The sequence below is a fragment of the Variovorax terrae genome, assembly GCF_022809125.1.
Taxonomy (GTDB): Bacteria; Pseudomonadota; Gammaproteobacteria; order Burkholderiales; family Burkholderiaceae_C; genus Variovorax_A; species Variovorax_A terrae.
In genome coordinates, this window is record NZ_JALGBI010000003.1 from 634,781 (window position 1) to 658,975 (window position 24,195).

Here is a 24,195-nt window from a genome sequence, read left to right on the forward strand (position 1 = left end):
GCGAACAGCCGGAACACCACGCCGCCGCCTTCGCTTGTGCTCAGGCGGCGGCGTTGAAGGCATCGCAATACCGCGCGATGCCTTCTTTCATTGCCCCCATGAATGACGAGAGCAATTAAAGTGAAGTGATATTGGGGGCAATATCTAATGAGCAAAGAACATCGTCCGCATGGCAAGGCTCCTACCGCATGGGAAGCCGACATTCTCAAAATCCGAGCCTTTGAGATGGTGCTGATCCTTTTCTACATGGAAGATTTGCGGCGCTTCATCATGGGTTCCATCGAGGCGACCGACAAACTGCATGGGCTGAATCGGCTGAGTGATGGCAAACCCAAGACCAGGGAAGGCAAGAAGCTGGAGCTGGCCCGCGCCGTGCTGGTTTCCGAAGGGGTCATTGACCAGGCGGAGAGCGATGAACTCAAGGAATTGGTGGACTACCGCAACATCATTGGGCACACGATCCATGACCTGACCGTGGATGTGGGCGCCTATTCTGATCTGACCAGACAGCGAGACTCCAAGACCTTCAAGCCGATGCCTTTGTATGACTACACGGCCGCCAAACGAGCCAAAGCGCTGCGGCAGAAGGTGAGCAAAGGCATGATGAAGAAGTTCATGATGATGGCGTCGCTCGACTTCCTGGCCTTTGAAGCGGCGGAGAAGACCTACGTTGCGGAGATCGAGCGGCTGAAGAAGCGGGTCAACCAGGGCATCGTGAAGGCCAACAAGGTGATTGCGGAAACGAACCGCATCATGAAGGCCATCCCGGAGTCGGTCATGGAATCGGCCCAGCCCGGCCACCCGAGGAACATCAAGGAAAACGGTGCCCTGAGCAAGCGTGGAGCGGATTGCGTTTTCCAGCTCTTTGAAGCCCATGCAACCCCGTTGGCTGCGGCTTACCTGATGAGGATTTCGCTTCGTTCGGCCACGCATTGGTTTGCCAAGTGGAAGGCCAGCAAGGCATAGCGCTTTCCGTCTGCACTGTTCGGTTGAATACCTTGGGCGTGTCGGCGCAATGCGCCGCCGGGCTTTCGGGCTGTGCCCCGTGCCGACTTCGCCGTCACGGCCATTCGGCTTCAATCCACTCACGCCTTCGCGCCTGCGGCGCTGCGCGCTTCGCTTGCCTCCAGGGGAAAGCCCTGCAGGCTATCCCCGCCGCGCACAGCTTGGCGCCCCTCGATGCCTCCGAACCGGCGATGCCGGATCGGCCCGGCCAGCGCCCTGCCGCAGTGGGCAGGGCTGGGACGGGTACGCCGGGGCTTGCTGCGGCAGGTTGTGCGAATGCGTGCCGTCCTCAACGCTGACGGTTCTCGCCCATCACGTCACGAAGGACGGTTCACGGACATCCCGCCCGGCATCGCTATGGAGCTTCCACGCCACGCCTCAAGACTGGCGTCGCAAGGTGCGGCAGGGGCGTTCTCGCCCGTCGTTGGGGTGTTGACCTGGCCCGTGTCCGGGAGCGAGCCGGTGCAGCCTTCGTGCGGGGATGCCGAGTCGGCCCTGTCTCCTTTCGGAGCGGTTCGGCCCAAGGCGTCCTTGTGTTGTTGTGAATCCTGGCGGTGGCGCGGCTGCGCCTCGGGCTTCATGGCTGCAACCGTCCGGCGAAAACAATTTCCCCTCTGCTGCGCAGATTCCTCGCGGGCCAAATTGTCTTCGCCTCCCGGCTCTCCACTGCGTTGCGCCCGCAAGCGGTGCAGCCAGCCCGTCCCCCGCCGGCCGGATCACAACAAGGACGCGATGGGCGCGAACCTTGTTCCACCAAAAGGAGATCCATCATGGCCAACATCGGCACCTTCACCGCAGACAAAGACGGCTTCACCGGCACGCTCCGCACCTTGACGCTCAATGTCAAGGTCAAGCTGGTGCCCAACGACAAGGGTGACAACGAGAAGGCCCCTGACTTCCGCCTGCAGGCCGCCAGCCACGACATCGGCGCGGCGTGGAAGAAGACCAGCGAAGCCGGGCGGGAGTACATCTCCGTGACCCTTGACGATCCTTCGTTCCCGGCCACGGTCTACGCCCGCCTGATCGAAGGCGAGGACGGCTCGCACGACCTGATCTGGTCGCGCAGCAAGCCCCAGGCGGCCTGACGGCCCCCAACGCCCCGCCCACTGCGGCGGGGCGCTGTGCTGCTGTTCGCAGCACATCACCGCGTCACGCGCGCGGCTTCGCCGCGTTGCGTTCCTTCAACATCGCCTCCAGCTGCTGGCGCACCTGCGCCAGCAGCTGGAGGCCTTGCGCGGGCTATTGCCCGCGTAGGCCAGATGGCTGTAGAGCCGTTCAATACGGTACGCCGTCCAGTCGCCCCATCTTGCCGCCGAGGAAATCGCGTTTCGCCTGCACGATGCGTTCCGGCGTGTCCATCACGAAGGGGCCGTCGAAAATGAGTTCGCCCTCGACCGGAGCGCCGCCGAGCACGGCGACGCTGGCCGACTGCCCCTCCGCGGCCTGCACGACGGCCTGCGTGCCTGGCCCGAACAGCGCCAGCGTGCCCGGCCCCAGCGCTTCGCCGTCCGGCCCTTCGATAGCGCCCTCTAGCACGTAGCAGCCCAGTTCTTCGGCCTGCACGTCCAGCGCGATCCGGGCACCGGGGTCCAGCAGGGCGTGCGCGAACACCGTCGGCGTGGCGTTCTTCATCGGCCCGGTCACGCCGTCCACCGTGCCCGCGATGACGCGGACGCTGGCGCCCGGCAGGCGGATCTCCGGGATGTCGGCGGCGCGGAACGAGGCGTAGTCCGGCTCGGCGAACTTCATGGCCGGCGGCAGGCTGGTCCACAGTTGCAGGCCATGGCGCCCGCCGATCGGCTGTTCCGCATGCAGCATGCCGCGCCCGGCACGAATCCACTGCGCGTCGCCGGGGCCGAGACGGTCGCGGAAGCCCGCGCTGTCGCGGTGCTCCACGCCGCCATCGAGCAGGTAGCTGATCACCTCGATGCCGGCATGCGGGTGCGGCTTGTCGCCGATGCCGCGCTGACTGTGGTGGCGATAGTGATCCAGGAACACGAAGGGGCCGAGCGAAGGCCGCCGCTCCACGGGCAGCGCGCGACGCAGCAGCATGTCGCCATCGTCGATGACGCGATCCTCGGGCAATGCCGTTTCGATTGGCCGCTGGCTCATATGAATACCCCTGAATAAAGCTTGTCCATGAGAATATCCCGAAACGAAGCCGGGATGCCGGTCGTCATCCACGCTCGATGACGTGCCTATGCAGGGCCGTCGGGTCGGCGCATAGTCGTCCAGCGACGAGTATTCTGATACCTGAAGGAAAAGACATGAACAAGCCCAGCCGGCCCATCACCTCCCTGGTGGAACTGATGTCAGCGCTTGCCGCACCGGAGCCTGGCCCCCTGGAGTTGCAGACCTCGGTGGCCTGCCCCCATTCGATCACGCTGCCGCCCGGATGCTCGCTGACGGGGGCGGACAAGAGCCGCTGCATCCTCAGCTTCGGCAATGGCGACGGCATCGGCCTGACCGCCAACAACCGCGTCTCCAACCTCACGGTCATCGCGCCGGCCAGCGCCCGCGCGATCTACACCCAGGCGGGCTTGGCTGACATGGGCACGATCACGCTTTCCGACCTCGTGGTGACGGGTCAGGTCTCGATCATCATCCGCTCGGGCACGAAGAAGCTGAACGTCTCGGTGGACGGGCTGCACGTCGCGGCCTGCGACGCCCGCCGCTACAGCGAGCAGCCGCAGAAGTACGGCGTCAACGTGTACCAGGGCGCCTTGACGGTCTACAACTTCAACGGCGACGCGGATTCGCTGATGCGCGCCAGCCTGAAGAACGTCTCGGTGGGCGCGCCGCACGCGCCGGTGCTGGGCTCGGGCGTCTTCGCCAGCGGCTTCGGCGATGTGGGTGGGCAGGTGGAACTCGACATCCTCACCACCGGCGCAGTCCACTCCACCGGCATGCTGCCCTACGGCACCGCCGACATGATCACGGGTGGCGTGTTCGTCGTGTACGGCATCCACGCCAAGCGCGTCGAGCATTTCGGCGAGATGGTCACCTACGGGGTCAACGACATGGTGCTGGACACCTGGGGCACGGTGGATGAGTGGATCGCGCACGCGCCGGTCACCTCGTATGGGCCGAGCGGCATCGGCTTCGTGAACTTCGGCACCGTGGGCGATTTTCTGGCAGAGGCTGCCATCACCACTTATGGCTTGGGCGCGCGTGGCTTCAACCAGTACGACGGCACCGTGCGCAACATCCGCTTCAAGTCGATCGAGACCTTTGGCGACGGCTCCATCGGCATCCAGGTCAGCAAGCCGGTGGGCACGATCACGGTGGATGAAGGTGTCACGACCCACGGCTCGGTCGGCAACACGTTGGTCAAGGGCGTGATCATGCAACTGCCCGCGGAGGCGTTCAGCGTGAAGCCCGGCGGCGTGGTCGATAAGCTCATCGTCGGCGGCGACCTCGTGACGCATGGTGCCAAGGTCAATACCTATGCCGTCGAAGGCGGCAAGGTGCTCGCGCTGGACATCAAGGGCAAGGTGTTGGCGAACGGCGAAGGCTCCAATGCCGTGCTGGTCGCCGACAAGGGTTCGACGCCGCTGACCAACGTGCGGGCATCTGCCAAGGCCGGCAAGGCCCTGCAACAAAGCGACGGCGAAATCACCGATCAAACGGGTTTCGTGGACGCATGACCGTCATTGGGCCGCGTTACCCGTCAATGCCGCCTCTACAAACACAAGTGGAAAGTTCGCCTATAAAAGCCCTGTTCAACGCTTCTTCTGAGGGTTTTCTACAGCGCTTTGCGCGATGAGTTCCAGTTCCTGGCGCACCTGCGCCAGCAGTTCGTTGGCCTTGTGCGGGCTGTCGCCCGCGTAGGCCAGCGTCAGCAGCGTGAGCGGATGGATCTCCATCACCGCGCACAGCTCGGCCAGCTTGTTCAAGGTCGGGCTTTTGAGGTCGCGTTCAAGGGTGCTCATATAGGTGCGGCTGGACACGTCAGAGAAGGCTTCCTGGCTCAAGCCACGCGCCTTTCTAACGGTCTTCAACGCCTTCGCCAATGAGTTCCCAGCCGCCACCTATGGTTTCCCTTCAAAAACCAAGATGACATCCCATTGCGTCCTATAGGGCTACAATCTATAGTGTTCATTTGGTGTTCTGCGTTTTTCTGCCTTTACGGAAGTCCGCATCGGCGGGTTTCAGCAAAGCCACGCAAGCGCATCCGTGCTTGCGCACGAAGGCGTAAATCCGGTTTGGCGGTTCTGCGCTTGGGCGTGAAACCGTATCCGTGCATCATTGGATTTGTGGGATTGCCGACCATGCCCCAGCCACTCGCCACCGCCTCGGAGCGCGCGAAACTGCTCGCCAACGGCGAGGCCCGCGCCGCTGGCCGGGCCATCGACCCGGTGCCCGTGGTGCGGCTGTTCACACCGGACGCGCATGTGACTTGGCTGCTGGCCGCGCTTGATCCCGCCGATGGCGACACCGCCTGGGGACTCATCGACTTGGGAATCGGGATGCCCGCTCAGGGCACCGTCAAGCTGTCCGAGCTGGCCAGCATCGTCGGGCCGCGCCAGCAGCCCGTGATGCGCGACCTCTATTTCCGCCCCACGTGCACGCTGTCGGAATACACCCGGCTGGCCGAGCGAGACGGAGCGATCCCGGACTGAATACGACCTACTGTGACTTTTTTAGTCTGGTGTCATACCGGGTAAGTCTCAATCGAGATTCTTGCGGCGTAGCCGCACCAGTCTGATCCAAATAGACATGATCCGTGGCGCTGGCTGCCGCAGGCTGGCTTGTGCAGTAGCCCCGGTCGGGGCGCTGCCGCCGCAGCATTGAGACGAATACCGCAACACATCGGAGCCAATCGGTCTTGACAGCACCATCCGCCTTTTTTACCCATGACTTCCGACGAGGGCGATGTAGCGCGTAGTTCTTCCGTGGCGGCGAGTCCTGTTCGCAGGAGGAGGCGTCATGGTCAATCCTCATCACCTCGCGCATTGGTATCCCACTGCCGCATACCTGTATGTCTTTTGGCTGGATGCGCTCGCGCTCGCTTGGGAGTACCTGCGCAGGCATCCCGACTACCGGCTCGACTGGCTGCGCCGTCATCGCCGGCCTGAAGCAGCGCATCGCTGGGGCTTGCGCCTGCTGGAAGATCCGATGCTGGATGCGCGTGACGCCCATCCAGCCTGGCTGCCTGGTCATGCCGCCGTGGTGCAGCTCTACCCCGACGCTGATCCGCCGCAGGATGCCACCGCCTTCGCGTTCTGGCGCATCCCCGGCCACAAGCAACTGTTCCACGACGGCAAGAAGCTGGCGCTGATCGCGCGCAGCCCAGGCCATTGCCTGCGCTTTGCGCTGGCGCCCGGCCTGGAAGACGGCATGGCCGTGGCCTATGCCCAACGGAACGGCACTGCCGCGCCTGTGCGCGGTCATGCACGCGGCGCGACCTTCGCTGCCATCACGCCCAGGCCAACACCTTCCGCGCTGCTGGAACTGCACACCTTGCAGGCGCTTGACGCGACCCTCGCGGGCGCGTCCTTGCGCGATGTGGGCGAAGGACTGTTCGGTGCCGACGCTGTGGCCGATTGGTATAGCGACGGCGGCCTGCGCTCGAAGGTGCGCCGCCTGGCGCGGCGCGGCGATGCGCTGATGCGCGGCGGCTACCGCCGCTTAGCACAGCTTCCACCACTTGAGAAGGGTCGTTTTGATGGCGACGCAAAACGACCCTGAGCACGCGGGCCGCGTTTTCTGAGACTGCCTCCATCCGGTTGCGCTGTGTGGCCGGAGCTTTCAAAGCTATGGAGGTTCACACCATGCGTCCCGCTCCCTTGCGGCCTGCCGCCACTGTCTCGACCGCTGCCGCGCAGCCCCAACGCTATCTCACCAACGACGAAGCCGCCGAGTACCTGCGCCTGTCGCCGCGCACGCTGGAAAAGCAGCGCGTGATCGGCGGCGGCCCGCGCTTTCGCAAGTTCGGCCGGCGCGTCATGTACGCCGTGGCCGACCTCGATGCCTGGGCCGCCGACCGCAGTTTCGAGACGACCTCCGATCCCGAATACGCCGAGCACCACTCGGCCGACAGCCGTGCGCGCTGATCGGCGGCGCGCGGCAGGCCATCGCCATGTCCAGCACCGCGCTGCCGTCCCGGCAGCGGCCGTTGCAGGAGCGCGAACAGCTCGACCTGTTCCGCGCCTTGCCCGGCGACATGGCGCCGCGCGACAGCCAGGATTTGATGGCCTATCCGTTCTTCTCGCTCGGCAAGTCCAAGCGGGTCAAGCCCATCGACTTCCGTGCGGGCAACGTGACGATTCGCGTGGAAGGCACGCAGGAGCACGGCATCGCCACGATTTGGGATGCGGACGTGCTGATATGGGCGGCCTCGCAGATCGTGGAGGCGAAGGACGCGGGCCTGCGGCCGTCGCGGCTGATGCGTGCGACGCCCTACGAGATCCTGCGCTTCATCGGGCGCGGCAAGTCGTTGCGCGACTACCAGCGCCTCAAGGCCGCGCTGGATCGCCTGCAATCGACCACGGTGGCCACGTCCATCCGCGAGACGACCGGGCGGCGCCTGCACCGTTTCTCGTGGATCAACGAATGGAAGGAACTGGCCGATGCCCGCGGCACGCCACTGGGCATCGAGCTGATCCTGCCGGACTGGTTCTTTGCGGGCGTGCTCGACGCCGCCCTGGTGCTGACCATCGACCCGGCGTACTTCCGGCTCACTGGCGGCATCGAGCGGTGGCTGTACCGCCTGGTGCGCAAGCACGGCGGCAAGCAGGCATACGGCTGGCAGTTCGACTTTCGCTATCTGCACCAGAAGTCCGGCAGCACCGCGAAGCCCTACGACTTCGCCTGCGATCTGCGCGCGCTCGTCGCGCGGCAGTCGCTGCCCGGCTACGTCCTGGGCATCGAGCGGATGCCCGACAACGGCATGGAGCTGCTGACGTTCCGGCCCGTGCCGCAGACGGCACGGGGATAACTTCGGAAAAGCCTGTGAATGGTGTCGTGCTATCAGGCGTGCGGGGTATCGTGCTATCAGGCGTGGGACTATCGTGCTATCAGGCGTGCCGATCGTCCGCAAACCCGCGCCAGCATAGGGTTTGCGCAGCCTCTAACTTCCCTAACTTAATTTCTCTAACTTTTAGTAGAGAAACGCCGCTGCGGTGGACAACCACCATGCGGCCACAAGCGCAGCAGCAAAAGCCCGGCTTTCCAACACGGAGGGCCGCGCCATGATCGTCGCTCTGCTCAACCAGAAAGGCGGCGTGGGCAAGACCACGCTCGCCACGCACATCGCCGGCGAGCTGGCGATGCGCGGCCAGCACGTCGTCCTGCTGGACGCCGACCCGCAGGGTTCATCGCTGGACTGGACACAGCGCAGAAGCCAGCAAGGCTTGCCACGGCTGTTCAGCGCCGTGGGCCTTGCACGCGAAACGCTGCACCAAGAGGCGCCAGAACTCGCCAGGCGGGCCGATCACGTCATCATCGACGGCCCGCCACGCATCGCGGCACTGGCGCGCTCCGCGCTGCTGGCGGCCGAGCGCGTGCTGATCCCCGTGCAGCCCAGCCCTTACGACTTGTGGGCCAGCGCCGAGATGGTGGCCTTGATCCGGGAAGCCCAGGTGTTCCGGCCTGCGCTGCGCGCGGCCTTCGTCATCAACCGGCGCGTCAGTACCACCGTGATCGGACGCGAAGCACGCGGGGCGCTGGCCGAGCAGCCCCTTCCTGCGCTGCGCGCGGAAGTACGCCAGCGCATCGTGTTCGCCGACAGCGTGGCCGCCGGCCGGCTCGCCTGCGAAACGGCACCGGACAGCGCCGCTGCGCGCGAAATCACCGCACTGGTGGACGAACTGCTGCGGTGGCCGACATGACCGCGAAGCCGCCACCGAACAGCAAACGCACGGGCAAGCGTGTCGGCATCGGCGCACGTCCACCCGCGAATCCGCACGCCGAGGCGTGGATTCGCCAGGGCGACGCCGATGCGCTGGGCAAGGGCGACCTCTACACGGCCCGCCTGACCCTCGACATCACGCCCGCCATGCGGGCGCGCATCAAGGTGTCGGCCTTCACGCAAGGCGTGACCGTCGCCGACCTGCTGCGCGGCCTGCTGGAACGGGAGTTTCCAGAACACCGCAGGGAGAACACCCCATGACCGCATCCGCTTCGCCCTCCGCTGGCGCGGCCACGGCTGCGCTCGCAGCACCTTCCGGCCAGCCTGCCAGCGCGCCGCTGACGCGCGTGGCGCTGGCCTGCATCGAACCGCGCTTCAAGCTCTATTTGCGCTTCGGCGAACCCGCACGCACGCACCAGCTCGACCGCTGGCGGCGCTGCGCCGTGTTCCTGCCGGGCGCGGTATTCTGCCGCATGCGCTGGCAGGCGAACGACTACGGCACGATCCGCTGGCAGCTCATGGTGATGCAGGCTTGCACGCCGCTCGATGCGGCGCAGCGCATCCCCGGTGTACAGCCGGGCGCGCGCCTGCTGCTGCACGCAGAAGGCGAGAACCAGGTGCGTGCCGTGCTAGAGCGCATCGATGCCATTGAGGCTCTGGGCATCGCGCCTGTCGGCGCCTCGCCCGCGTACTGGCGCACGCTCGCCAACCGGCTCGCTGCGCGCCTGCCGCTGCCCGAATACACCACCGAGCGGCACGCCGCTTGGCTGACCGGGAGGGCGCTGCCATGACGCATCCGTCCGCCGTTGCCGGTGCAACCTACATCCCGCCGCGTCCTCGCTCGCGCTTGCGCGCTCGCATCGTGCTGGCTTTCCTGTCTGCCTGCGGCCTCGCGGCGCTCGCCTGGGCGTCCTTCGTGCAGCCAATGCCGCGCCTGGTCTACAACCCGTCCGACAGCGTGGCGGTCGGCTGGTATCGCGTCGATCCGCTGGGCGACGGCACCGGCCCGCTGCCACGTCCTTTGTCCGTGGGCAGCATCGTTCTGACCACGCTGCCGCTAGATGCCGCCGCGCTGGCCGCGCAGCGCGGCTACCTGCCGGCGCGCGTGCCGCTGCTCAAGCGTGTGGGCGCCGTCCCGCCGCAAACGGTGTGCGTGTTCGATGCGCTGGTCTGGATCGACGGCGTGCCGGTGGCCGCCGTCCTGCCCGCCGACCGGCTGGGCCGTCTGCTGCCTTCCTGGCGGCAGTGCCGCCAGCTTCGGCCTGGCGAACTGTTCCTCTTGAGCGTGACCAACCCGGCGTCGTTCGACAGCCGGTATTTCGGCCCGGTCAGCGCGTCCGCCGTGATCGGCATTGCGCATCCGGTCTGGCTGGAATCCCGCCCATGATGGCCGTCGATTCGCTGCACGTTGCCGTGCATCTCATCGTGCCATCGGGCGTGTCGTTCTGCTGTCCGTCGCCGTGTCGTCGCGCGTGCAGTGCGGGTGCATTCGCACCGCACATCGCGCTGATTCGCGCGTTCGCCGGCGCGCTGGCTGCTCGCGCAGCAGCGCCGCCGGGCCGCCGCTGCCCTGAGCGCCAGCGAAGGGCAAAGGCGGAAGGCAAGACAAAAGGGGGCGGCACCTGTCGGCCCGCAAAGCCAGTCTGCACGTGGGGGTGGCGCGGCACGGCGCGGCTTCGCCGCCGTGCCGCAGGGGGCGCGTGGCCCGCGCCAATGCAGGCATGTCCGCGTGCTTCGCACGACCGGACACGCCATAGCTTCACTGGGGAACGGCCATGACCAAGCGTCGTGATGACGATTTCCGTATCCGCCCCAGCGCCCCGAAAAACCGGGGCCAGGGTTTCATCGCCAAGGTGCTCAAGCAGGCAGGCAAGGCCAGCGGCGGCAAGTCGGCGGTGCACCGTCCTGGTGCTGCCAGCGGCACCGGCCAACGGCCCGGCTCGCGCCTGGGGCGCGGCCACACGGCGGCGCGCTTCGCCGGGGCGAAGCTCACGTCCCTATCCCGGCGCGTGACCATCAAAACCCTGCTGGTCAACCAGCAGAGGGCCAGCCCGCAGTCGCTCGCCAAGCACCTGCGCTACATCGAGCGCGATGGCGTGGGCCGCGATGGCGAGCCGGGCCAAGCCTACGGGCAGCAGACCGATGCTGCCGACCTCGACGCCTTCAAGGAACGCTGCGCCGACGACCGGCACCATTTCCGCTTCATCCTCTCGCCCGAGGATGGGGCCGAGTTGGAAGACCTGCGCACCTACTCCCGGCACCTGATGGGCCGCATGGAGGCAGACCTGGGCACGCGGCTGGATTGGGTGGCCGTCGATCACTGGAACACCGACAACCCGCACACACACATCGTCGTGCGCGGGCGTGACGACACCGGCAAAGACCTCATCATCGCCGGCGACTACATCGCCGATGGCTTCCGCCATCGCGCCGCCGAACTGGCGACCGAATGGCTGGGGCCGCGCACCGAGCTGGAGATCCAGCAGACCTTGCAGCGCGAGGTGGAGCAAGAGCGATGGACGAGCCTGGATCGCACGTTGCAGCGCGAGGCCGACGAGGATGGCCGGGTGCAGATCGAACGCGTTAACGAACCCCGGCTGCAACGCCAGCGCCTGCTGCTGATCGGTCGCCTGCAACGCTTGCAGCGCCTAGGCCTGGCCGACGAGATGCAGCCCGGCACCTGGGCCGTCCATGCCGACGCGGAAAAGACCCTGCGCGCCCTGGGCGAGCGTGGCGACATCATCCGCACCATGCAGCGGGCAATGCGCGGCGAGCCGCGCGAGCTGGCGGTATTCGAGCCGGGTGACGATGGCCGAACCATCCTCGGCCGCGTGGCTGCGAAGGGACTGGCCGACGAGCTGCGCGACCGGGGCTATCTGGTCATCGACGGGGTGGACGGCAAAGCCCACTACGTCGCGCTCAATGCCCACGACGAGCTGGCGAACTATCCGACTGGCGCCGTGGTGGAAGTGAAGGGATCGGCCGACGTGCGCGCAGCCGACAAGAACATCGCCGCGCTGGCGAGCGATGGCCTGTACCGCACCGACCACCACCTCGCCATCGCGCAGGGCCAGACCGTGCCGGGCCGCGATCCGCAGGAAGTCGTCGCCGCCCATGTCCGCCGGCTCGAAGCCCTGCGCAGAGCCGGCATCGTGGAGCGCGTGGCCGAAGGGCTGTGGAAGGTGCCGGACGACCTGTCCGAGCAGGGCCGACGCTACGATGCGCAGCGCCTGGGCGGCGTGGCCGTGGAGTTGAAATCGCACCTGCCCATCGAGCGGCAGACACGCATGATCGGGGCCACCTGGCTCGACCAGCAGTTGATCGGCGGCGGCTCGGGCCTGGGCGACCTGGGCTTTGGCGGCGAGGCCAAACAGGCGATGCAGCACCGCGCCGACTTCCTGGCCGAACAGGGGCTGGCAGAGCGGCGCGGGCAGCGCGTGATCCTGGCGCGCAACCTGCTGGGCACGTTGCGCAGCCGGGAATTGGCGCAAGCCGCTAAGGATATTGCCGCCGAAACAGGCCTGGAGCATCGTTCGGTGGCTGACGGTCAGCGAGTGGCCGGCATCTACCGGCGCTCCGTCATGCTCGCCAGCGGGCGCTACGCGATGCTCGATGACGGCATGGGATTCAGCTTGGTGCCGTGGAAGCCGTTGATAGAACAGCGGCTGGGACAGCAAATCGCTGCGACGGTACGCGGTGGCGGGGTGTCATGGGAGATTGGTCGGCAGCGTGGCCCCACTATCGGCTAGTGTCAATCAGTGTGCTCCGCCAGAACATTAGGCGGTACGCGACCGCTCGCTGGTGGTGATCGCTGCCCATGCGGCCCAAGGGCGGCGTCACTGTCGGCCTGCCTTTCCCATGCGCTAACGCTTGGTGTCACAGAGTAGGAGACCGGAGAACTGCTGGCCGATGTCGCCCTCTACAGCGGATGGGGTAACGCGCTTCAAGGAGCCGAGTTCGTGATCCGGTACTACCAAAGTCGCTGATCAGCATGAAGCGCGAGCGTGGGCAGTGCTGCGTGGAATGCAGCCATCAAATGCTCATCAGGCTCATGGTGGGATAGTCGGTATAGAACCGTTGCGTTCCACCATAGAAGCCTTCGCTTTGCGCTTCGTTCAAGGGCGCATCCGCCTTGATCCGCTCGATGAAATCCGGGTTCGCAAGTACCTTCTGGCCATAGGCTTCCAAATCGGCCAGGCCCGACTTCACATCCTCGCCGATCTGCTCGCGCGGACGCCCCGGCCGGTTCAGGATCAGGGGACCGCGCCAGAGCTTGCGCAGGTCGGCCATCAGCGTCTCGTTGCCCAGGTGCATCACATGCAGATAGGCCAAGCCCAGGGCATCGAGTTCGGCCACCAGGTGGCGGTACAGGTCGGAACTTTCGGGGCCTTCATCGATGCCCCACATCGTGGAGCCCGGTGAAAGGCGAATGCCTGTGCGATCCGCGCCGATTTCACTGGCAACTTCTTTCGCAACTTCAATGGCGAAGCGAGCGCGGTTCACGATGGAACCGCCGTACTCATCGGTGCGTGCATTGGCGCTGGGTGCCAGGAACTGATGAATCAGGTAGGCGTTTGCGCCGTGGATCTCGACGCCATCCGCGCCGGCCTCGATGGCGCAGCGGGCCGCGTGGCGGAAATCCTGGACAGTCTGCCTGACCTCTTCGGCGGCCAAGGCACGCGGCACGGGGATGTCCTGCATCCCGGTCGGCGTGAAGATCTGCGTGCCCGGTGAGATGGCCGAGGGTGCGACACCCTGGCGATGATGAGGCGTGTTGTCGGGATGGGACATCCGACCCACGTGCATGAGCTGAATGAAGATGCGCCCGCCACTGTGATGCACTGCTTCAGTGGTCTTCTTCCAGCCCGCTATGTGCGCATCGGTGTAGATGCCAGGGGTGGCGAGGTAGCCCTGGCCGTCGTCGGAGGGCTGAGTGCCTTCGGTCACGATCAGGCCAACACTGGCGCGCTGCCCGTAGTACGTGGCGGCCAGTTCGCCAGGCGTGCCGTCGTACTGCGCGCGCGAGCGCGTCATCGGTGCCATGACGAATCGATTGGACAAGGTGTAGCGACCGATCTGTACCGGAGTAAAGAGTTCGTTCATTGGTTTTCTTCAATTCATATTGGTTTGATCAGGGCGTGGCAATGCCGGAGACAGCGGCTCCAGCCCGCGCCCATGGATTGGACGAAGCAGCCTGCCCGGGCTTATCGCTTTTTGGAACCAGTTGGCGCAGTCCAGCGCAGCGCATCAAGTACCAGCGAGAACGCATGGGAGGGTTGTCTGCGGCTGGGGTAGTACAGGTAATAGCCAGCGAACGGTGGACACCAGTCCTCCAGCACGCGCACCAATCGGCCCTGCTCGAGGTGGGGGGCAAACTCTTCTTCGGGCAGCGAGGCGATTCCCAATCCGGCCACCGCCGCATCCACCATGCTGGGTGAGGTGTTGAAGATGAGCTGTCCATCCACCCGCACGTTCAATGCTTGGCCGCGGCGCTCGAAGTCCCAGGTGTAGAGGCCGCCGGCCGTCTGCATGCGCATGTTGATGCAATTGTGCTTGAGCAGGTCGCGCGGCGTCTTGGGAATGGGATGCGTCTTGAAGTACGCAGGCGAAGCCGCGATCGCCATGCGCAACTGCGGCCCGATCGGTACCGCGATCATGTCCTTGTCGATGGTGTCGCCCATCCGCACGCCCGCATCGAAGCGGTCGGCAACGATGTCCCGGAATCCATAGTTGATGTCGAACTCGACCTTGATGTCGGGATACTCGAGCAGCAAGGGCGTGAGCTTGGGCAGCAACGTGGTGCGAAGAATGTGCTCGCCGCAGGTGATGCGCACCGTGCCAGCCGGCTTGTCCCGCATCTCCGTCAGTTCATCCAGTTCTGCGTCGATCTCATCGAATCGGTGCCCGATGGCCTTGAGCAGGCGCTCGCCGGCAGCCGTGGGCGACACGCTGCGCGTGGTGCGCGTGAGCAGTCGGATCTCCAGCCGCGCCTCCAGGCCGCTGATGGCCTGGCTGAGGGCCGACTGTGTGACGCCCAGCAGCGAGGCCGCGCGCGTGAAGCTGCCTTCCCGCGCCACGGTCACGAAGTACAGCAGATCGTTGAGGTTGCGTTTGACCATGGGAAGAAGTGTCCCATGGAGCATTAATTAGTGCAACTAATATGCCTTAGAAGAACAAATTAGCTAGTCAAGCTGACCTCCAAGCCCCAACATTCGAGAACCGAAGAAGTCGATACCGATGCCTTGGAGTGGCCAAGACGCCAATCCTCGCCGGTCTCGTGGCGCAACCGATGAAAGCGGAGAAATGAAGAATGGCCAATACCGACCGGAAATGCATCCATGGGAATGAAGTCGCATCGCGCAGCCGCCGGCGCGTGATCCTCGGAGCTGCCGCGCTGGCTGCGGCCTCGCTTTTGCCGGCCCTGCCGGCGTTCGCGCATCACGGGTGGCCCGGCTTCGACACCGACCGCCTCACCTACGTCGCGGGAACGGTCTCTTCGGAGGGCGTCTGGGGCAATCCACACTCGCTCTTCGACATTGCCGTGGACAGCAACCTGCCTGCCCGCACGCCCACGCTGACGATTCCGAAGGAGTTGCAACACCCCGAGGACAGTATCCGGGTCAATGCCGCCCCCTCGTACAAAGGCTCCCGCAAGGAACTGAAGATCATCATCGCGCCGCCGGCGTGGTCGGGCCGATGGGGTCTGGACCGCCCGCTGAAGATCGGTGAGCGTGTCCAGGCGGTCGGCTACATCAATCGGACAGACGACGGCCTGTTTCGGCCTGTGGTGTTCTGGTACGGGCCTGACGCAGTGCCTGTGAACCAGGTGCTGGGTAACACGCTCCCGGTACGAGCGCCGCTGCCGAAATAAGGCTTGCGCGACAGGCGCGGGCGGGTGACGCCGCCTGCGCCCTCGCACCCGCCGGAATGGAATGGTCTATGCCTGAATTGCTCAACTCTTTACTAAGGCTGTTGCAGGACTCCGCGCTCGGAGAGACGGTGCGCAACGCCGAATTCCTCTATCCCGTACTGGAGGCCAGCCACATCCTCGGGATCGCGCTCCTGGTCGGCCCGGCTTTCACCTTCGACCTCCGATTGCTGGGATTCGGACACCGTATCGTGCCGGTCACCACCGCCGCGCGCCATCTGCTGCCCGTCTCCCACATCGGCTTTGCCATCGTCATGATCACGGGCATCGCGCTACTCAGCTCGCAGGCCACCGTGGTCGCTGGCACCGGAGCTGCGCCGTGGAAGTTCGGCCTGTTGATCCTCGCCTGCGTCAACGTGCTGGTGTTCCACTGCGGCATCTACCGCCGCGTCAATGAGTGGACGGATGCCGCCGTGACCCCGATCGCCGCCCGCGCTGGGGCAAGCGTGTCACTGATCGCATGGACAGGCGTGATCTTCGCCGGCCGGCTCCTCGCCTACACATAACCTTCGGAGCGTCGGAATCAACTCCGAACCTCCATCTGCTGTTTGACCTTGACGGCAGCTACAGGCGACCGATTGATTAGCACAGCTACTATGCCTTAGAAGGTTTCATTAGCTAGTCAAGTTGACTTGTACGCGCCAATATTCAGGGCATGAAGAAGTCAATCCCAATGCCCCTGAATTGGCTGAGGCGCAAGACCCTGATCTTGCTGGCTGGCTCGGCCCTGGTACTCGCGGCATGCGGCGGCGGCGCTTCGGCAACTGGGTCGCCCGACAGCGACCCGCCCGCATCCACACAGGAGGCTGCCATGAAGATTCGCCTGACGGTCGATGGCCAGGTGGCCACCGCCACGCTGTACGACAACGCCACCGCGCGAGACTTTGCGGCGCTGTTGCCGCTGACCCTGACGCTGACCGACTACGCGCGCATTGAGCGCATTGCCGACCTCCCGCAAAGGCTCACCCGGGGTAGCGCGGAAAGCGCAGTTCCGGTGAAGGCAGGCGATCTCGCCTACTACGCGCCCTGGGGCAACCTGGCGATCTTCGTCGAGGACGGCTCAGGCAACTACACGGGCGACCTGATGCGCCTCGGCGCAGTGGAGATGGGGCTGCCCGCGCTGCAGCGCCCCGGGCCACTGCAGGTCACGATCGAGCGCCTGCTCGATTGACCGTCTCCCGAGTCCTAACCCTCATCGCAATCACTTCAACTTGAAAGGTATCGAACATGAGCACGCAGAACACCAATGATCATGGAATCGCAAACGAGTCCGTTGTGGCTGCCGATCGACGCGGCTTCCTGAAAGTGGCGGGCATCGCTGCGGCTGGTGCAGCCCTGCCCATCGGTGCCGCTTCGCTGGCAACACCCGCTGCGGCGCAAACCGCGCAACGCACCGGCACCGCCAGCGGCCAGACCTACACCATGGGCACGCGCAAGCTGGGTGGCCTCACGGTGTCGGAGCTGGGCTTCGGCTGCATGAGCAACAGCCCCGGCCACTACGGCCCGGGCGTGGACCGCGCGACGAGCATCCGCGTGATCCGCGACGCCTACGAGCGCGGCATCACCTTCTTCGACACCGCCGAGGTTTATGGCCCCTACGTCAACGAGGAACTCGTCGCCGAGGCTCTGGGCCCGGTACGCAACCACGTCGCCATCGCCACCAAGTTCGGCTTCAAGATCGACGGCACCAACGGCCTGGACAGCCGCCCCGAGCGCATCCGCCGCGTGGTCGAGGAATCGCTCAAGCGCCTGAAGACCGACCGCATCGACCTGTACTACCAGCACCGCGTCGATCTGACCGTGCCGATCGAGGACGTGGCCGGCACCATCAAGGACCTGATCCAGCAAGGCAAGGTGCTGCACTTCGGCCTGTCCGAGCCGAGCGCGGGCACCATCCGCCGCGCCCACGCCGTGCAGCCCGTGGCCGCGATCCAGACCGAGTACTCGATCATGGAGCGCAGCGTTGAGCGCAATGGCGTACTGCAGGCCTGCGAGGAGCTGGGCATCGGCTTCGTGCCATGGGGGCCGCTGGGTCAGGGCTTCCTGCCCGGCAAGCTGCCACTGAATGCGCAAGCCAACTTCGACGGCAAGACCGACCTACGCAAGACCTTCCCGCGCTTCAGCGCGGAGGTCATGAAGGCCAACCAACCGATCCTGGACTTCCTCAAGGCCTTCGGCGAGAAGAAGGGCGCCACGCGCGCGCAGATCGCCCTGGCCTGGCTGGCGGCGCAAAAGCCCTGGATCGTTTCCATCCCCGGCACGACCAATTTCGACCACTCGCGCGAGAACCTCAGCTCGATCAACGTCCACCTCACGCCGGAAGACCTGCGCGAGATCGAGGCGGGCATGGCGAAGATCACCGTCCACGGCGGCCGCATGGACGCCAAGCAGATGGACCAGATCGGCAAGGACTGAAACCAAGCAGGGCCGACCCAACCCTGCGCCGACCTCTCCGCCGTGCTCGCTGGACGAGCACGGCGTTTTCCATAGACATCAGGGCAGAGAACGAAGAACCCCATGACGAAGCAAATAGGCGAGGCCTCGATAGCCGCCTTTTCCACTCAGCGCGATACCGAAGCGCAACCGGCCAACTGGAGCGGCGTGTTCGCGATGTCGCTATGCGTCTTCGCGCTGATCGCCTCCGAGTTCATGCCCGTGAGCCTGCTGACGCCGATCGCGGCCGACCTCCACGTCACCGAAGGCATGGCAGGGCAAGGCATCGCGATCTCCGGCGCGTTCGCGGTGCTGACCAGCCTGTCGATCTCGTGGCTGGCCGGCAGCATGAACCGCAAGACGCTGCTGCTGGCGCTGACGGCATTGATGGCCGTCTCCGGCGCTGTCGTCGCGCTCGCGTCGAACTATGCGACCTACATGGTCGGCCGCGCGCTGATCGGCGTGGTGATCGGCGGCTTCTGGTCCATGTCGGCGGCAACGGCCATGCGGCTGGTGCCCGCCAACCAAGTGCCCAAGGCCCTGGCGATCTTCAACGGCGGCAACGCGCTGGCGACGGTGATCGCCGCGCCGCTGGGTGCCTGGCTTGGCTCGGTGATGGGCTGGCGTGGGGCCTTCTTCTGCCTCGTTCCGGTGGCCGCGATCGCCATGGCCTGGCAGTGGATCAGCCTGCCGGCCATGCAGGCCCAGGAACGCACGGCCGGCTCGGGCAACGTCTTCAAGGTGCTGGCGAACCGACCCGTGGCCCTGGGTATGGCGGCCTGCGGCGCCTTCTTCATGGGGCAGTTCGCCCTGTTCACCTACGTGCGCCCGTTCCTGGAGACCGTGACGCGCGTGAACGTGTCCACGCTCTCGCTGATTCTGCTGGTGATCGGCGTGGCCGGCTTCATCGGCACAGCGCTGATCGGCGCCATCCTCAAGCGCGGCCTGTACGGCACTCTGATCACGATTCCGGTCCTGATGGCGGTCATCGCCCTGGCGCTAATCCCCTCTGGGGCATGGGTTGCGGTGGTCGTGGTGCTGCTGGGTCTGTGGGGCCTGATGGCGACCTCGGCCCCGGTGGGCTGGTGGAGCTGGATCGCCGAAGCCATGCCGCATAACGCCGAGGCCGGCGGCGGCCTGATGGTGGCGGTGATCCAGATGGCCATCGCCCTGGGCTCTACCGTTGGCGGCCTGCTGTTCGATTCGACGGGCTACCGCAGCACCTTCGTGGCGAGTGCCGCCGTGCTGCTGTTCGCGGCCTTCCTCGCTTTCCTCACCTCGCGTTCGCAACGACGGCAAGCCGCCTGAGCCGCGCGTCACACCCGGAGACTCCCATGACCATGAGCCTCAGTACCCCTCGCAGCGGCCCCTGTCAGACGGCCATTGAACACCGCCCCGCGCGCGGCCTGGGGGCCATGCGTGTGCTGGGCCTGCTATGCGGCCTGTTCGTCCTCGGCGGATGCGACGCCGCCCAGCCGGGCGCTTCGGCCGCTCCTACCGCCGCCGCTGCGGCAACCACCCAACCGGAGGAATCTCGTATGTGGATGACCGTCGGCGAACGCCGCTTCGCCATCACCCTGGCCGACACCGAAGCGGCGCGCGCCTTTGCCGGCATGCTGCCGCTCACGATCGACATGCCCGACCTCAACAGCAACGAGAAGCACGCGCAGTTGCCCAGGGCGCTGCCGACGAGCGACAGCCGCCCCGGTGTGATCCGCAACGGCGATCTCATGCTGTATGGGTCCACCACCCTGGTCGTTTTCTACAAGACCTTCCCCTCGGCCTATTCGTACACACGCCTCGGCCGCGTGGATGCTCCCGATGGCCTGGCCCAGGCGCTCGGCAGCGGGAGTGCGCACATCACGTTCTCCAAGAACTGATCGGCGAAGCAATGCAGGCGCTCTCCATGCAAAAACCTTACGTCATCGTCCATACCCTGACGTCGCTCGACGGAAGAATCCACAACATCGAACTGCCCGAGTTCGATTCGGCGGCGCTTCAATACGAGCAACTGGCGCTGCACGCCGATCAGCAGGTCCTGAACATCCAGGGTTACCTGAACGGCCGCGTCTCGACCGACGACAACTTCACGCACTACCGCGAGCCGAATCTGAACGAGTCGGCGGACACCGTTCCCGCGGGCGACTTCGTGGCCGAGGCGCACGCGCCGATGTACTACGTGGCGCTCGACCCCGCTGGGCGCCTGGGCTGGCAAGAGAACCACGTCGATTACGGCGGTGTGCGCTCGCACGTGGTGTCGGTGCTCACCGAACAGGCGAGCAACGCCTACAAGGATCTGCTGCGGCGCCTGGGCATCTCCTACGTCATCGCCGGCAAGGACGCGCCGGACAACGCCCTGGCGCTGCACAAGCTGGCGACGCTCTTTGGCATGCAGCGCGTGATGATCGGCGGCGGCGGCGTGCTGAACTGGTCCTATATGCAGGACGGCCTGGTCGATGAAGTGAGTCTGCTGCTGGCGCCTGTCTCCGACGCCTCGCCCGATGCGCCAGGCCTGTTCACGGCCAAGGCGCCGCTGACCCGGATCGCACCGCGTTCGTTCACGCTGATCGACGTGAAGCCCTTGAGGGACAGCACAGTGTGGCTGCGCTACCGGGTGAACCCATGAAGAACGTGATTCTGATCGGTGCCCATGGCAGCACGTCAAAAGAGATCATTCCCCGTCTGCTCGAACAGGAGGACGTGAAGCTGACACTGCTCCTGCGCCGCGCCAGCCGCATGCGGGACATGCAGAGCGATCGCGTCAATGTCGTGGAAGGCGATGCCGCCAACCTCGCGGACCTGACGCGCGCGATCGGCGGGCAAGAGATCGTCATCAGCACCATGGGCGGCATGGACCTGGACGCCAAGACCGCGAACATCGTCCAAGCCATGAAGGAAGCCGGTGCGCGCCACCTGGTCGTCATCAGCGCCGGCGGCATCTATGACGAACTGCCCCCGGCCTTCAATGCCTGGGACAAGGGCGTGGTCGGCCAGTACCGCCCCATCAACCTGAAAGCAGCTGAAGTCGCCGAGCAGTCAGGCCTGACCTATACGGTTCTGCGTCCCGTGTGGCTGACCGACAAACCGACCGAGGAAATCCAGTTGACCCGCAAAGGTGAGACCTTCAAGGGCACGGAGACCTCCCGCGCGAGCATCGGCCGCTTCGTGGCCGACCTCGTGAAAGACCCGCAGCGCTACGCCAACCAGAACTTGGGCATCAGCCAGCCCAACACTGACGGCGACAGGCCTGCCGCCTATCGTTGATTTCGCTGACCGACAACGCTTCGTTGCTGGTCGTAACTCACCAGGAGACATTCATGAAAGTTACCTACGATTTCAAGGGACAGGTCGCGCTGGTCACCGGCGCGGCATCCGGCATGGGCCTCGATACGGCGCGTGCATTCGCCAAGGCCGGAGCGGCCGTCACACTGGCAGACGTGAGCGAAGCGGCCTTGAAGAAAGCCGTGGATGAAATCACGGCCGCTGGCGGCAAGGCGATCGGCGTGGTGTGCGATGTATCCGACGAGGCTCAGATCGCGGCGATGGTGAAGCGCACGGTGGACGAGTTCGGCCGTCTGGATGCCGCGTTCAACAACGCAGGCATCCAGATTCCCGCTTCGGAGATCGCGGATCAGTCCATCGAGGACTACGACCGCATCAGCGCCATCAACCAGCGCGGCGTGTGGGCCTGCATGAAGCACGAACTGGCACAGATGCGCCAGCAAGGCAGCGGCGCGATCGTCAACTGCTCGTCCATCGGCGGCCTCACCGGCCGGGCACTGATCGCCGCCTACCACGGCACCAAGCATGGCGTGATCGGGTTGACCCGCAGCGCGGCGCTCGAATACGCCACGCGCGGCGTGCGCGTCAATGCCGTGTGCCCCGGCACGATCGATACGCCGATGGTCTCGTCCATGCTGGACAAGGGGATGCTGGCGATGGACGACCTGCTGCGCGACCTGCCGATGAAGCGCCTGGGGCGTGGTGAGGAAATCGCCGACGCGGTGCTCTGGCTATGCAGTTCGGGCTCGACCTTCGTGACCGGCCAGGCCCTGGCCGTGGACGGCGGCTTCACCGTGTACTGAATCTCATCCCGGCAGGTGCTGCCGGCCACCTAGACAAAGAGAAAGGTATCACAACATGATCAAAGACAAAGTCGTCATCATCACCGGTGCGTCGTCGGGCATCGGCGAGGCCACGGCCAAACTACTTGCGAGCAAAGGCGCCAAGGTCGTGCTCGGCGCGCGGCGGGCTGACAACCTGAAGCGGATCACCGACGAGATCAAGCAGCACGGCGGCCAGGCCGTGTACCAGGAACTGGACGTCACCCAGCAGTCCGAGAACGACGCCATCGTCAAGCTGGCCAAGGACAGCTTTGGCCGCGTGGACGCCATCTTCCTCAACGCCGGCCTGATGCCGAACTCGCCGCTGTCCGCGCTCAAGACCGCCGAGTGGCACCAGATGGTCGATGTCAACGTCAAGGGCGTGCTCAACGGCGTGGCCGCCGTGCTGCCCGAGTTCCTGGTGCAGAAGTCCGGTCACGTCATCGCCACCTCGTCGGTCGCCGGGCTCAAGGCCTATCCGGGCGGCGCGGTCTATGGCGGCACGAAGTGGTTCGTGCGCGACTTCATGGAAGTCCTGCGCATGGAGTCGGCCATGGAGGGCTCCAACATCCGCACCGCGACGATCTACCCGGCGGCCATCAATACCGAGTTGCTGAAGACGTTCACCGATAAGGCGTCGCTTGAGCAGATGCAGGGCGTCTACGACACCTACGGCATCTCCCCGGACCGGATCGCCAACGTCGTGGCCTTCGCAATCGACCAGCCCGAGGACACGACGATCAACGAGTTCACCGTCGGCCCCGCAAATCAACCTTGGTAAAGGGCGTTGCGATGACCCGAGCAATTCACGACGCCCGCACGGGCGCCAAAGCGAAAGCAGCTCTCATCGCCGCCTGCCTGGCGATCGGCGTGGGCCTCATGCCGGCCGCATCCGCCCAGCCAGGCAACGTCGCGGCGCTGGCCTACGACGCGCAGACGCAGGGCGCGGTGCCGATCCCGCCGGCCGAGCGCACCCTGCAGACCGCCGTGGCCGAACCCTGGTTCAAGGTATCCAACGAGGGCTTGATCCTCGAAGGGGCGATCTTCGACCGCAGCGGCAATCTGCTGTTCTGCGACGTGAGCGGCCGCCGCGTGCTGCGGCTCACCCCGGACAGACAGTTGTCCACTGTCGTCAGCCTGGATGCGCTCTCGCCGGGAGGCCTGGCTTTCCATCCGGACGGGCGCCTTTTCATCGCGGCGCTGGACATCCCGAACAACCGCGGTGCGATCTTCGCGGTGAACCCGGATGGATCGGGCCTGCAGGCGATCATCCCGGCGGTCGCCGGCTACATGCCCAACGACCTCGTGTTCGACCGCAAGGGCGGCTTCTACTTCACGGACTTCAAGGGCAACGCGACCGAACCCAAGGGCGGGGTGTACTACACCGGCCCCGACCTGACGACGATCACCGCCGTGCTGCCGCACCTTGCGATGGCCAACGGCCTGGCGCTCAGCCCCGACGGCAAGCAACTGTGGGCCACCGAGTTCGGCCGCAACCTGCTGCACCGCATCGACCTGGCCGACGCGACCACCATCGCGCCGATCGGCTCGGCCATTGCCTACCACTTCACCGGGCCGGCGCCGGACTCGATGCGGGCGGACGCCGACGGCAACGTGTACGTGGCGATCTATGGGCAGGGCCGCGTGCTGGCCTTCAACCGCAGCGGCATCCCCATCGGCCAGGTGCTGCTGCCCGGTCGCGAGCGCGGCCACAACCTGGCCTCCACCAGCCTGGCGATCCACCCCGCCCGCAATGACCTCTACGCCGTGACCAACGACGGCAATGGCGGAGAAGGCGCGACGGTGTTCCATGCCAAGGTGTTCAGCAAGGGGCTGCCGCCGGCTTCATCTCAATAACGACGCTGGCGTGATGG

General features: G+C 65.6%; 27 protein-coding genes. 23 read left to right on the forward strand and 4 right to left on the reverse strand.

Annotated elements, in window-relative coordinates; translation table 11 throughout:
* The first annotated feature begins 147 nt into the window (after positions 1-147).
* Both MMF98_RS22345 and MMF98_RS22350 read left to right on the forward strand, forming a co-directional pair.
* On the forward strand, positions 148-966 hold the full coding sequence (locus MMF98_RS22345; protein ID WP_243309549.1) for a hypothetical protein: 819 nt from the start codon (positions 148-150) through the stop codon (positions 964-966).
* Positions 967-1,775: 809 nt separating this feature from the next.
* The gene (locus MMF98_RS22350; RefSeq protein ID WP_243309550.1) at positions 1,776-2,090 is read left to right on the forward strand and encodes a DUF736 domain-containing protein; all 315 of its coding nucleotides are present in this window, start codon (positions 1,776-1,778) and stop codon (positions 2,088-2,090) included.
* A gap of 190 nt (positions 2,091-2,280) precedes the next feature.
* On the opposite strand, the gene MMF98_RS22355 is transcribed toward MMF98_RS22350, so the two are convergent.
* Positions 2,281-3,117: a pirin family protein gene (locus MMF98_RS22355; protein WP_243309551.1), complete on the reverse strand. Its 837-nt coding sequence runs from the start codon at positions 3,115-3,117 to the stop codon at positions 2,281-2,283.
* 155 nt (positions 3,118-3,272) lie between these two features.
* Here MMF98_RS22355 and MMF98_RS22360 point away from each other — a divergent pair, with 155 nt between their 5' ends.
* A complete protein-coding gene (locus MMF98_RS22360; protein WP_243309552.1) occupies positions 3,273-4,652 on the forward strand; it encodes a hypothetical protein in 1,380 nt (459 codons plus the stop codon).
* A gap of 75 nt (positions 4,653-4,727) precedes the next feature.
* Here the strand turns inward: MMF98_RS22360 and MMF98_RS22365 are convergent, their stop codons facing one another.
* The gene (locus tag MMF98_RS22365) at positions 4,728-5,036 is read right to left on the reverse strand and encodes a helix-turn-helix domain-containing protein (RefSeq protein ID WP_243309553.1); all 309 of its coding nucleotides are present in this window, start codon (positions 5,034-5,036) and stop codon (positions 4,728-4,730) included.
* 240 nt (positions 5,037-5,276) lie between these two features.
* Between MMF98_RS22365 and MMF98_RS22370 the strand changes: the two genes are divergently transcribed.
* The 9 genes from MMF98_RS22370 (at position 5,277) to MMF98_RS22410 (ending at position 12,606) form a co-directional block, all read left to right on the forward strand.
* Positions 5,277-5,627, forward strand: coding sequence for a DUF2958 domain-containing protein (locus MMF98_RS22370; RefSeq protein WP_243309554.1), 351 nt, complete (start codon positions 5,277-5,279; stop codon positions 5,625-5,627).
* Between the two features lie 307 nt (positions 5,628-5,934).
* The gene (locus MMF98_RS22375) at positions 5,935-6,696 is read left to right on the forward strand and encodes a DUF2285 domain-containing protein (RefSeq protein ID WP_243309555.1); all 762 of its coding nucleotides are present in this window, start codon (positions 5,935-5,937) and stop codon (positions 6,694-6,696) included.
* Positions 6,697-6,779: 83 nt separating this feature from the next.
* Positions 6,780-7,061: a helix-turn-helix transcriptional regulator gene (locus tag MMF98_RS22380; RefSeq protein ID WP_003107109.1), complete on the forward strand. Its 282-nt coding sequence runs from the start codon at positions 6,780-6,782 to the stop codon at positions 7,059-7,061.
* Between the two features lie 26 nt (positions 7,062-7,087).
* On the forward strand, positions 7,088-7,945 hold the full coding sequence (locus tag MMF98_RS22385; protein WP_036193270.1) for a replication initiator protein A: 858 nt from the start codon (positions 7,088-7,090) through the stop codon (positions 7,943-7,945).
* A gap of 253 nt (positions 7,946-8,198) precedes the next feature.
* On the forward strand, positions 8,199-8,837 hold the full coding sequence (gene parA, locus MMF98_RS22390) for a ParA family partition ATPase (protein ID WP_243309556.1): 639 nt from the start codon (positions 8,199-8,201) through the stop codon (positions 8,835-8,837).
* Positions 8,834-9,118, forward strand: coding sequence for a chromosome partitioning protein ParB (locus MMF98_RS22395; RefSeq protein WP_243309557.1), 285 nt, complete (start codon positions 8,834-8,836; stop codon positions 9,116-9,118). Before parA ends, MMF98_RS22395 begins: the two co-directional genes overlap by 4 nt.
* Positions 9,115-9,648, forward strand: coding sequence for a DUF2840 domain-containing protein (locus MMF98_RS22400; protein ID WP_243309558.1), 534 nt, complete (start codon positions 9,115-9,117; stop codon positions 9,646-9,648). Before MMF98_RS22395 ends, MMF98_RS22400 begins: the two co-directional genes overlap by 4 nt.
* Positions 9,645-10,244: a S26 family signal peptidase gene (locus MMF98_RS22405; RefSeq protein WP_243309559.1), complete on the forward strand. Its 600-nt coding sequence runs from the start codon at positions 9,645-9,647 to the stop codon at positions 10,242-10,244. Before MMF98_RS22400 ends, MMF98_RS22405 begins: the two co-directional genes overlap by 4 nt.
* Before the next feature lie 388 nt (positions 10,245-10,632).
* Complete coding sequence (locus MMF98_RS22410; protein WP_243309560.1) at positions 10,633-12,606, forward strand: relaxase/mobilization nuclease domain-containing protein; 1,974 nt, start codon at positions 10,633-10,635, stop codon at positions 12,604-12,606.
* A 283-nt stretch (positions 12,607-12,889) separates the two neighbouring features.
* Here the strand turns inward: MMF98_RS22410 and MMF98_RS22415 are convergent, their stop codons facing one another.
* Complete coding sequence (locus MMF98_RS22415) at positions 12,890-13,960, reverse strand: alkene reductase (RefSeq protein ID WP_243309561.1); 1,071 nt, start codon at positions 13,958-13,960, stop codon at positions 12,890-12,892.
* 101 nt (positions 13,961-14,061) lie between these two features.
* Positions 14,062-14,976, reverse strand: coding sequence for a LysR family transcriptional regulator (locus MMF98_RS22420; RefSeq protein WP_243309562.1), 915 nt, complete (start codon positions 14,974-14,976; stop codon positions 14,062-14,064).
* 191 nt (positions 14,977-15,167) lie between these two features.
* Between MMF98_RS22420 and MMF98_RS22425 the strand changes: the two genes are divergently transcribed.
* From MMF98_RS22425 to MMF98_RS22475, 11 genes are all read left to right on the forward strand, one after another.
* Positions 15,168-15,728, forward strand: a complete 561-nt coding sequence (locus MMF98_RS22425; protein ID WP_243309563.1) for a hypothetical protein — start codon at positions 15,168-15,170, stop codon at positions 15,726-15,728.
* 68 nt (positions 15,729-15,796) lie between these two features.
* Complete coding sequence (locus MMF98_RS22430) at positions 15,797-16,291, forward strand: hypothetical protein (protein ID WP_243309564.1); 495 nt, start codon at positions 15,797-15,799, stop codon at positions 16,289-16,291.
* 305 nt (positions 16,292-16,596) lie between these two features.
* The gene (locus MMF98_RS22435) at positions 16,597-16,956 is read left to right on the forward strand and encodes a cyclophilin-like fold protein (protein ID WP_243309565.1); all 360 of its coding nucleotides are present in this window, start codon (positions 16,597-16,599) and stop codon (positions 16,954-16,956) included.
* 251 nt (positions 16,957-17,207) lie between these two features.
* Positions 17,208-18,200 carry an aldo/keto reductase gene (locus tag MMF98_RS22440; protein WP_243309696.1) on the forward strand — a complete coding sequence of 331 codons (993 nt, stop codon included), beginning with the start codon at positions 17,208-17,210 and terminating at the stop codon, positions 18,198-18,200.
* 195 nt (positions 18,201-18,395) lie between these two features.
* Complete coding sequence (locus MMF98_RS22445) at positions 18,396-19,526, forward strand: MFS transporter (RefSeq protein ID WP_243309697.1); 1,131 nt, start codon at positions 18,396-18,398, stop codon at positions 19,524-19,526.
* Between the two features lie 230 nt (positions 19,527-19,756).
* The gene (locus tag MMF98_RS22450) at positions 19,757-20,098 is read left to right on the forward strand and encodes a cyclophilin-like fold protein (RefSeq protein WP_243309566.1); all 342 of its coding nucleotides are present in this window, start codon (positions 19,757-19,759) and stop codon (positions 20,096-20,098) included.
* A gap of 26 nt (positions 20,099-20,124) precedes the next feature.
* Positions 20,125-20,844, forward strand: coding sequence for a dihydrofolate reductase family protein (locus tag MMF98_RS22455; protein WP_243309567.1), 720 nt, complete (start codon positions 20,125-20,127; stop codon positions 20,842-20,844).
* Positions 20,841-21,482 carry an SDR family oxidoreductase gene (locus tag MMF98_RS22460; RefSeq protein ID WP_243309568.1) on the forward strand — a complete coding sequence of 214 codons (642 nt, stop codon included), beginning with the start codon at positions 20,841-20,843 and terminating at the stop codon, positions 21,480-21,482. Before MMF98_RS22455 ends, MMF98_RS22460 begins: the two co-directional genes overlap by 4 nt.
* A gap of 53 nt (positions 21,483-21,535) precedes the next feature.
* On the forward strand, positions 21,536-22,303 hold the full coding sequence (locus MMF98_RS22465) for an SDR family NAD(P)-dependent oxidoreductase (RefSeq protein ID WP_243309569.1): 768 nt from the start codon (positions 21,536-21,538) through the stop codon (positions 22,301-22,303).
* A gap of 55 nt (positions 22,304-22,358) precedes the next feature.
* A complete protein-coding gene (locus MMF98_RS22470; protein ID WP_243309570.1) occupies positions 22,359-23,102 on the forward strand; it encodes an SDR family oxidoreductase in 744 nt (247 codons plus the stop codon).
* Between the two features lie 11 nt (positions 23,103-23,113).
* Complete coding sequence (locus tag MMF98_RS22475) at positions 23,114-24,178, forward strand: SMP-30/gluconolactonase/LRE family protein (protein WP_243309571.1); 1,065 nt, start codon at positions 23,114-23,116, stop codon at positions 24,176-24,178.
* Positions 24,179-24,195: the final 17 nt, after the last annotated feature.

Excerpts from the sequence above, each read along its gene's own strand:
- MMF98_RS22345 (WP_243309549.1), top strand. The coding sequence starts at position 148 with ATGAGCAAAGAACATCGTCCGCATGGCAAGGCTCCTACCGCATGGGAA.
- MMF98_RS22435 (WP_243309565.1), top strand. The coding sequence starts at position 16,597 with ATGAAGATTCGCCTGACGGTCGATGGCCAGGTGGCCACCGCCACGCTG.
- MMF98_RS22385 (WP_036193270.1), top strand. The coding sequence starts at position 7,088 with ATGTCCAGCACCGCGCTGCCGTCCCGGCAGCGGCCGTTGCAGGAGCGC.
- MMF98_RS22465 (WP_243309569.1), top strand. The coding sequence starts at position 21,536 with ATGAAAGTTACCTACGATTTCAAGGGACAGGTCGCGCTGGTCACCGGC.
- MMF98_RS22450 (WP_243309566.1), top strand. The coding sequence starts at position 19,757 with ATGTGGATGACCGTCGGCGAACGCCGCTTCGCCATCACCCTGGCCGAC.
- MMF98_RS22405 (WP_243309559.1), top strand. The coding sequence starts at position 9,645 with ATGACGCATCCGTCCGCCGTTGCCGGTGCAACCTACATCCCGCCGCGT.
- parA (WP_243309556.1), top strand. The coding sequence starts at position 8,199 with ATGATCGTCGCTCTGCTCAACCAGAAAGGCGGCGTGGGCAAGACCACG.
- MMF98_RS22380 (WP_003107109.1), top strand. The coding sequence starts at position 6,780 with ATGCGTCCCGCTCCCTTGCGGCCTGCCGCCACTGTCTCGACCGCTGCC.
- MMF98_RS22420 (WP_243309562.1), bottom strand. The coding sequence starts at position 14,976 with ATGGTCAAACGCAACCTCAACGATCTGCTGTACTTCGTGACCGTGGCG.
- MMF98_RS22445 (WP_243309697.1), top strand. The coding sequence starts at position 18,396 with ATGTCGCTATGCGTCTTCGCGCTGATCGCCTCCGAGTTCATGCCCGTG.
- MMF98_RS22415 (WP_243309561.1), bottom strand. The coding sequence starts at position 13,960 with ATGAACGAACTCTTTACTCCGGTACAGATCGGTCGCTACACCTTGTCC.
- MMF98_RS22395 (WP_243309557.1), top strand. The coding sequence starts at position 8,834 with ATGACCGCGAAGCCGCCACCGAACAGCAAACGCACGGGCAAGCGTGTC.
- MMF98_RS22430 (WP_243309564.1), top strand. The coding sequence starts at position 15,797 with ATGCCTGAATTGCTCAACTCTTTACTAAGGCTGTTGCAGGACTCCGCG.
- MMF98_RS22425 (WP_243309563.1), top strand. The coding sequence starts at position 15,168 with ATGGCCAATACCGACCGGAAATGCATCCATGGGAATGAAGTCGCATCG.
- MMF98_RS22355 (WP_243309551.1), bottom strand. The coding sequence starts at position 3,117 with ATGAGCCAGCGGCCAATCGAAACGGCATTGCCCGAGGATCGCGTCATC.
- MMF98_RS22360 (WP_243309552.1), top strand. The coding sequence starts at position 3,273 with ATGAACAAGCCCAGCCGGCCCATCACCTCCCTGGTGGAACTGATGTCA.
- MMF98_RS22475 (WP_243309571.1), top strand. The coding sequence starts at position 23,114 with ATGACCCGAGCAATTCACGACGCCCGCACGGGCGCCAAAGCGAAAGCA.
- MMF98_RS22460 (WP_243309568.1), top strand. The coding sequence starts at position 20,841 with ATGAAGAACGTGATTCTGATCGGTGCCCATGGCAGCACGTCAAAAGAG.
- MMF98_RS22370 (WP_243309554.1), top strand. The coding sequence starts at position 5,277 with ATGCCCCAGCCACTCGCCACCGCCTCGGAGCGCGCGAAACTGCTCGCC.
- MMF98_RS22410 (WP_243309560.1), top strand. The coding sequence starts at position 10,633 with ATGACCAAGCGTCGTGATGACGATTTCCGTATCCGCCCCAGCGCCCCG.
- MMF98_RS22400 (WP_243309558.1), top strand. The coding sequence starts at position 9,115 with ATGACCGCATCCGCTTCGCCCTCCGCTGGCGCGGCCACGGCTGCGCTC.
- MMF98_RS22375 (WP_243309555.1), top strand. The coding sequence starts at position 5,935 with ATGGTCAATCCTCATCACCTCGCGCATTGGTATCCCACTGCCGCATAC.
- MMF98_RS22470 (WP_243309570.1), top strand. The coding sequence starts at position 22,359 with ATGATCAAAGACAAAGTCGTCATCATCACCGGTGCGTCGTCGGGCATC.
- MMF98_RS22455 (WP_243309567.1), top strand. The coding sequence starts at position 20,125 with ATGCAAAAACCTTACGTCATCGTCCATACCCTGACGTCGCTCGACGGA.
- MMF98_RS22440 (WP_243309696.1), top strand. The coding sequence starts at position 17,208 with ATGGGCACGCGCAAGCTGGGTGGCCTCACGGTGTCGGAGCTGGGCTTC.
- MMF98_RS22350 (WP_243309550.1), top strand. The coding sequence starts at position 1,776 with ATGGCCAACATCGGCACCTTCACCGCAGACAAAGACGGCTTCACCGGC.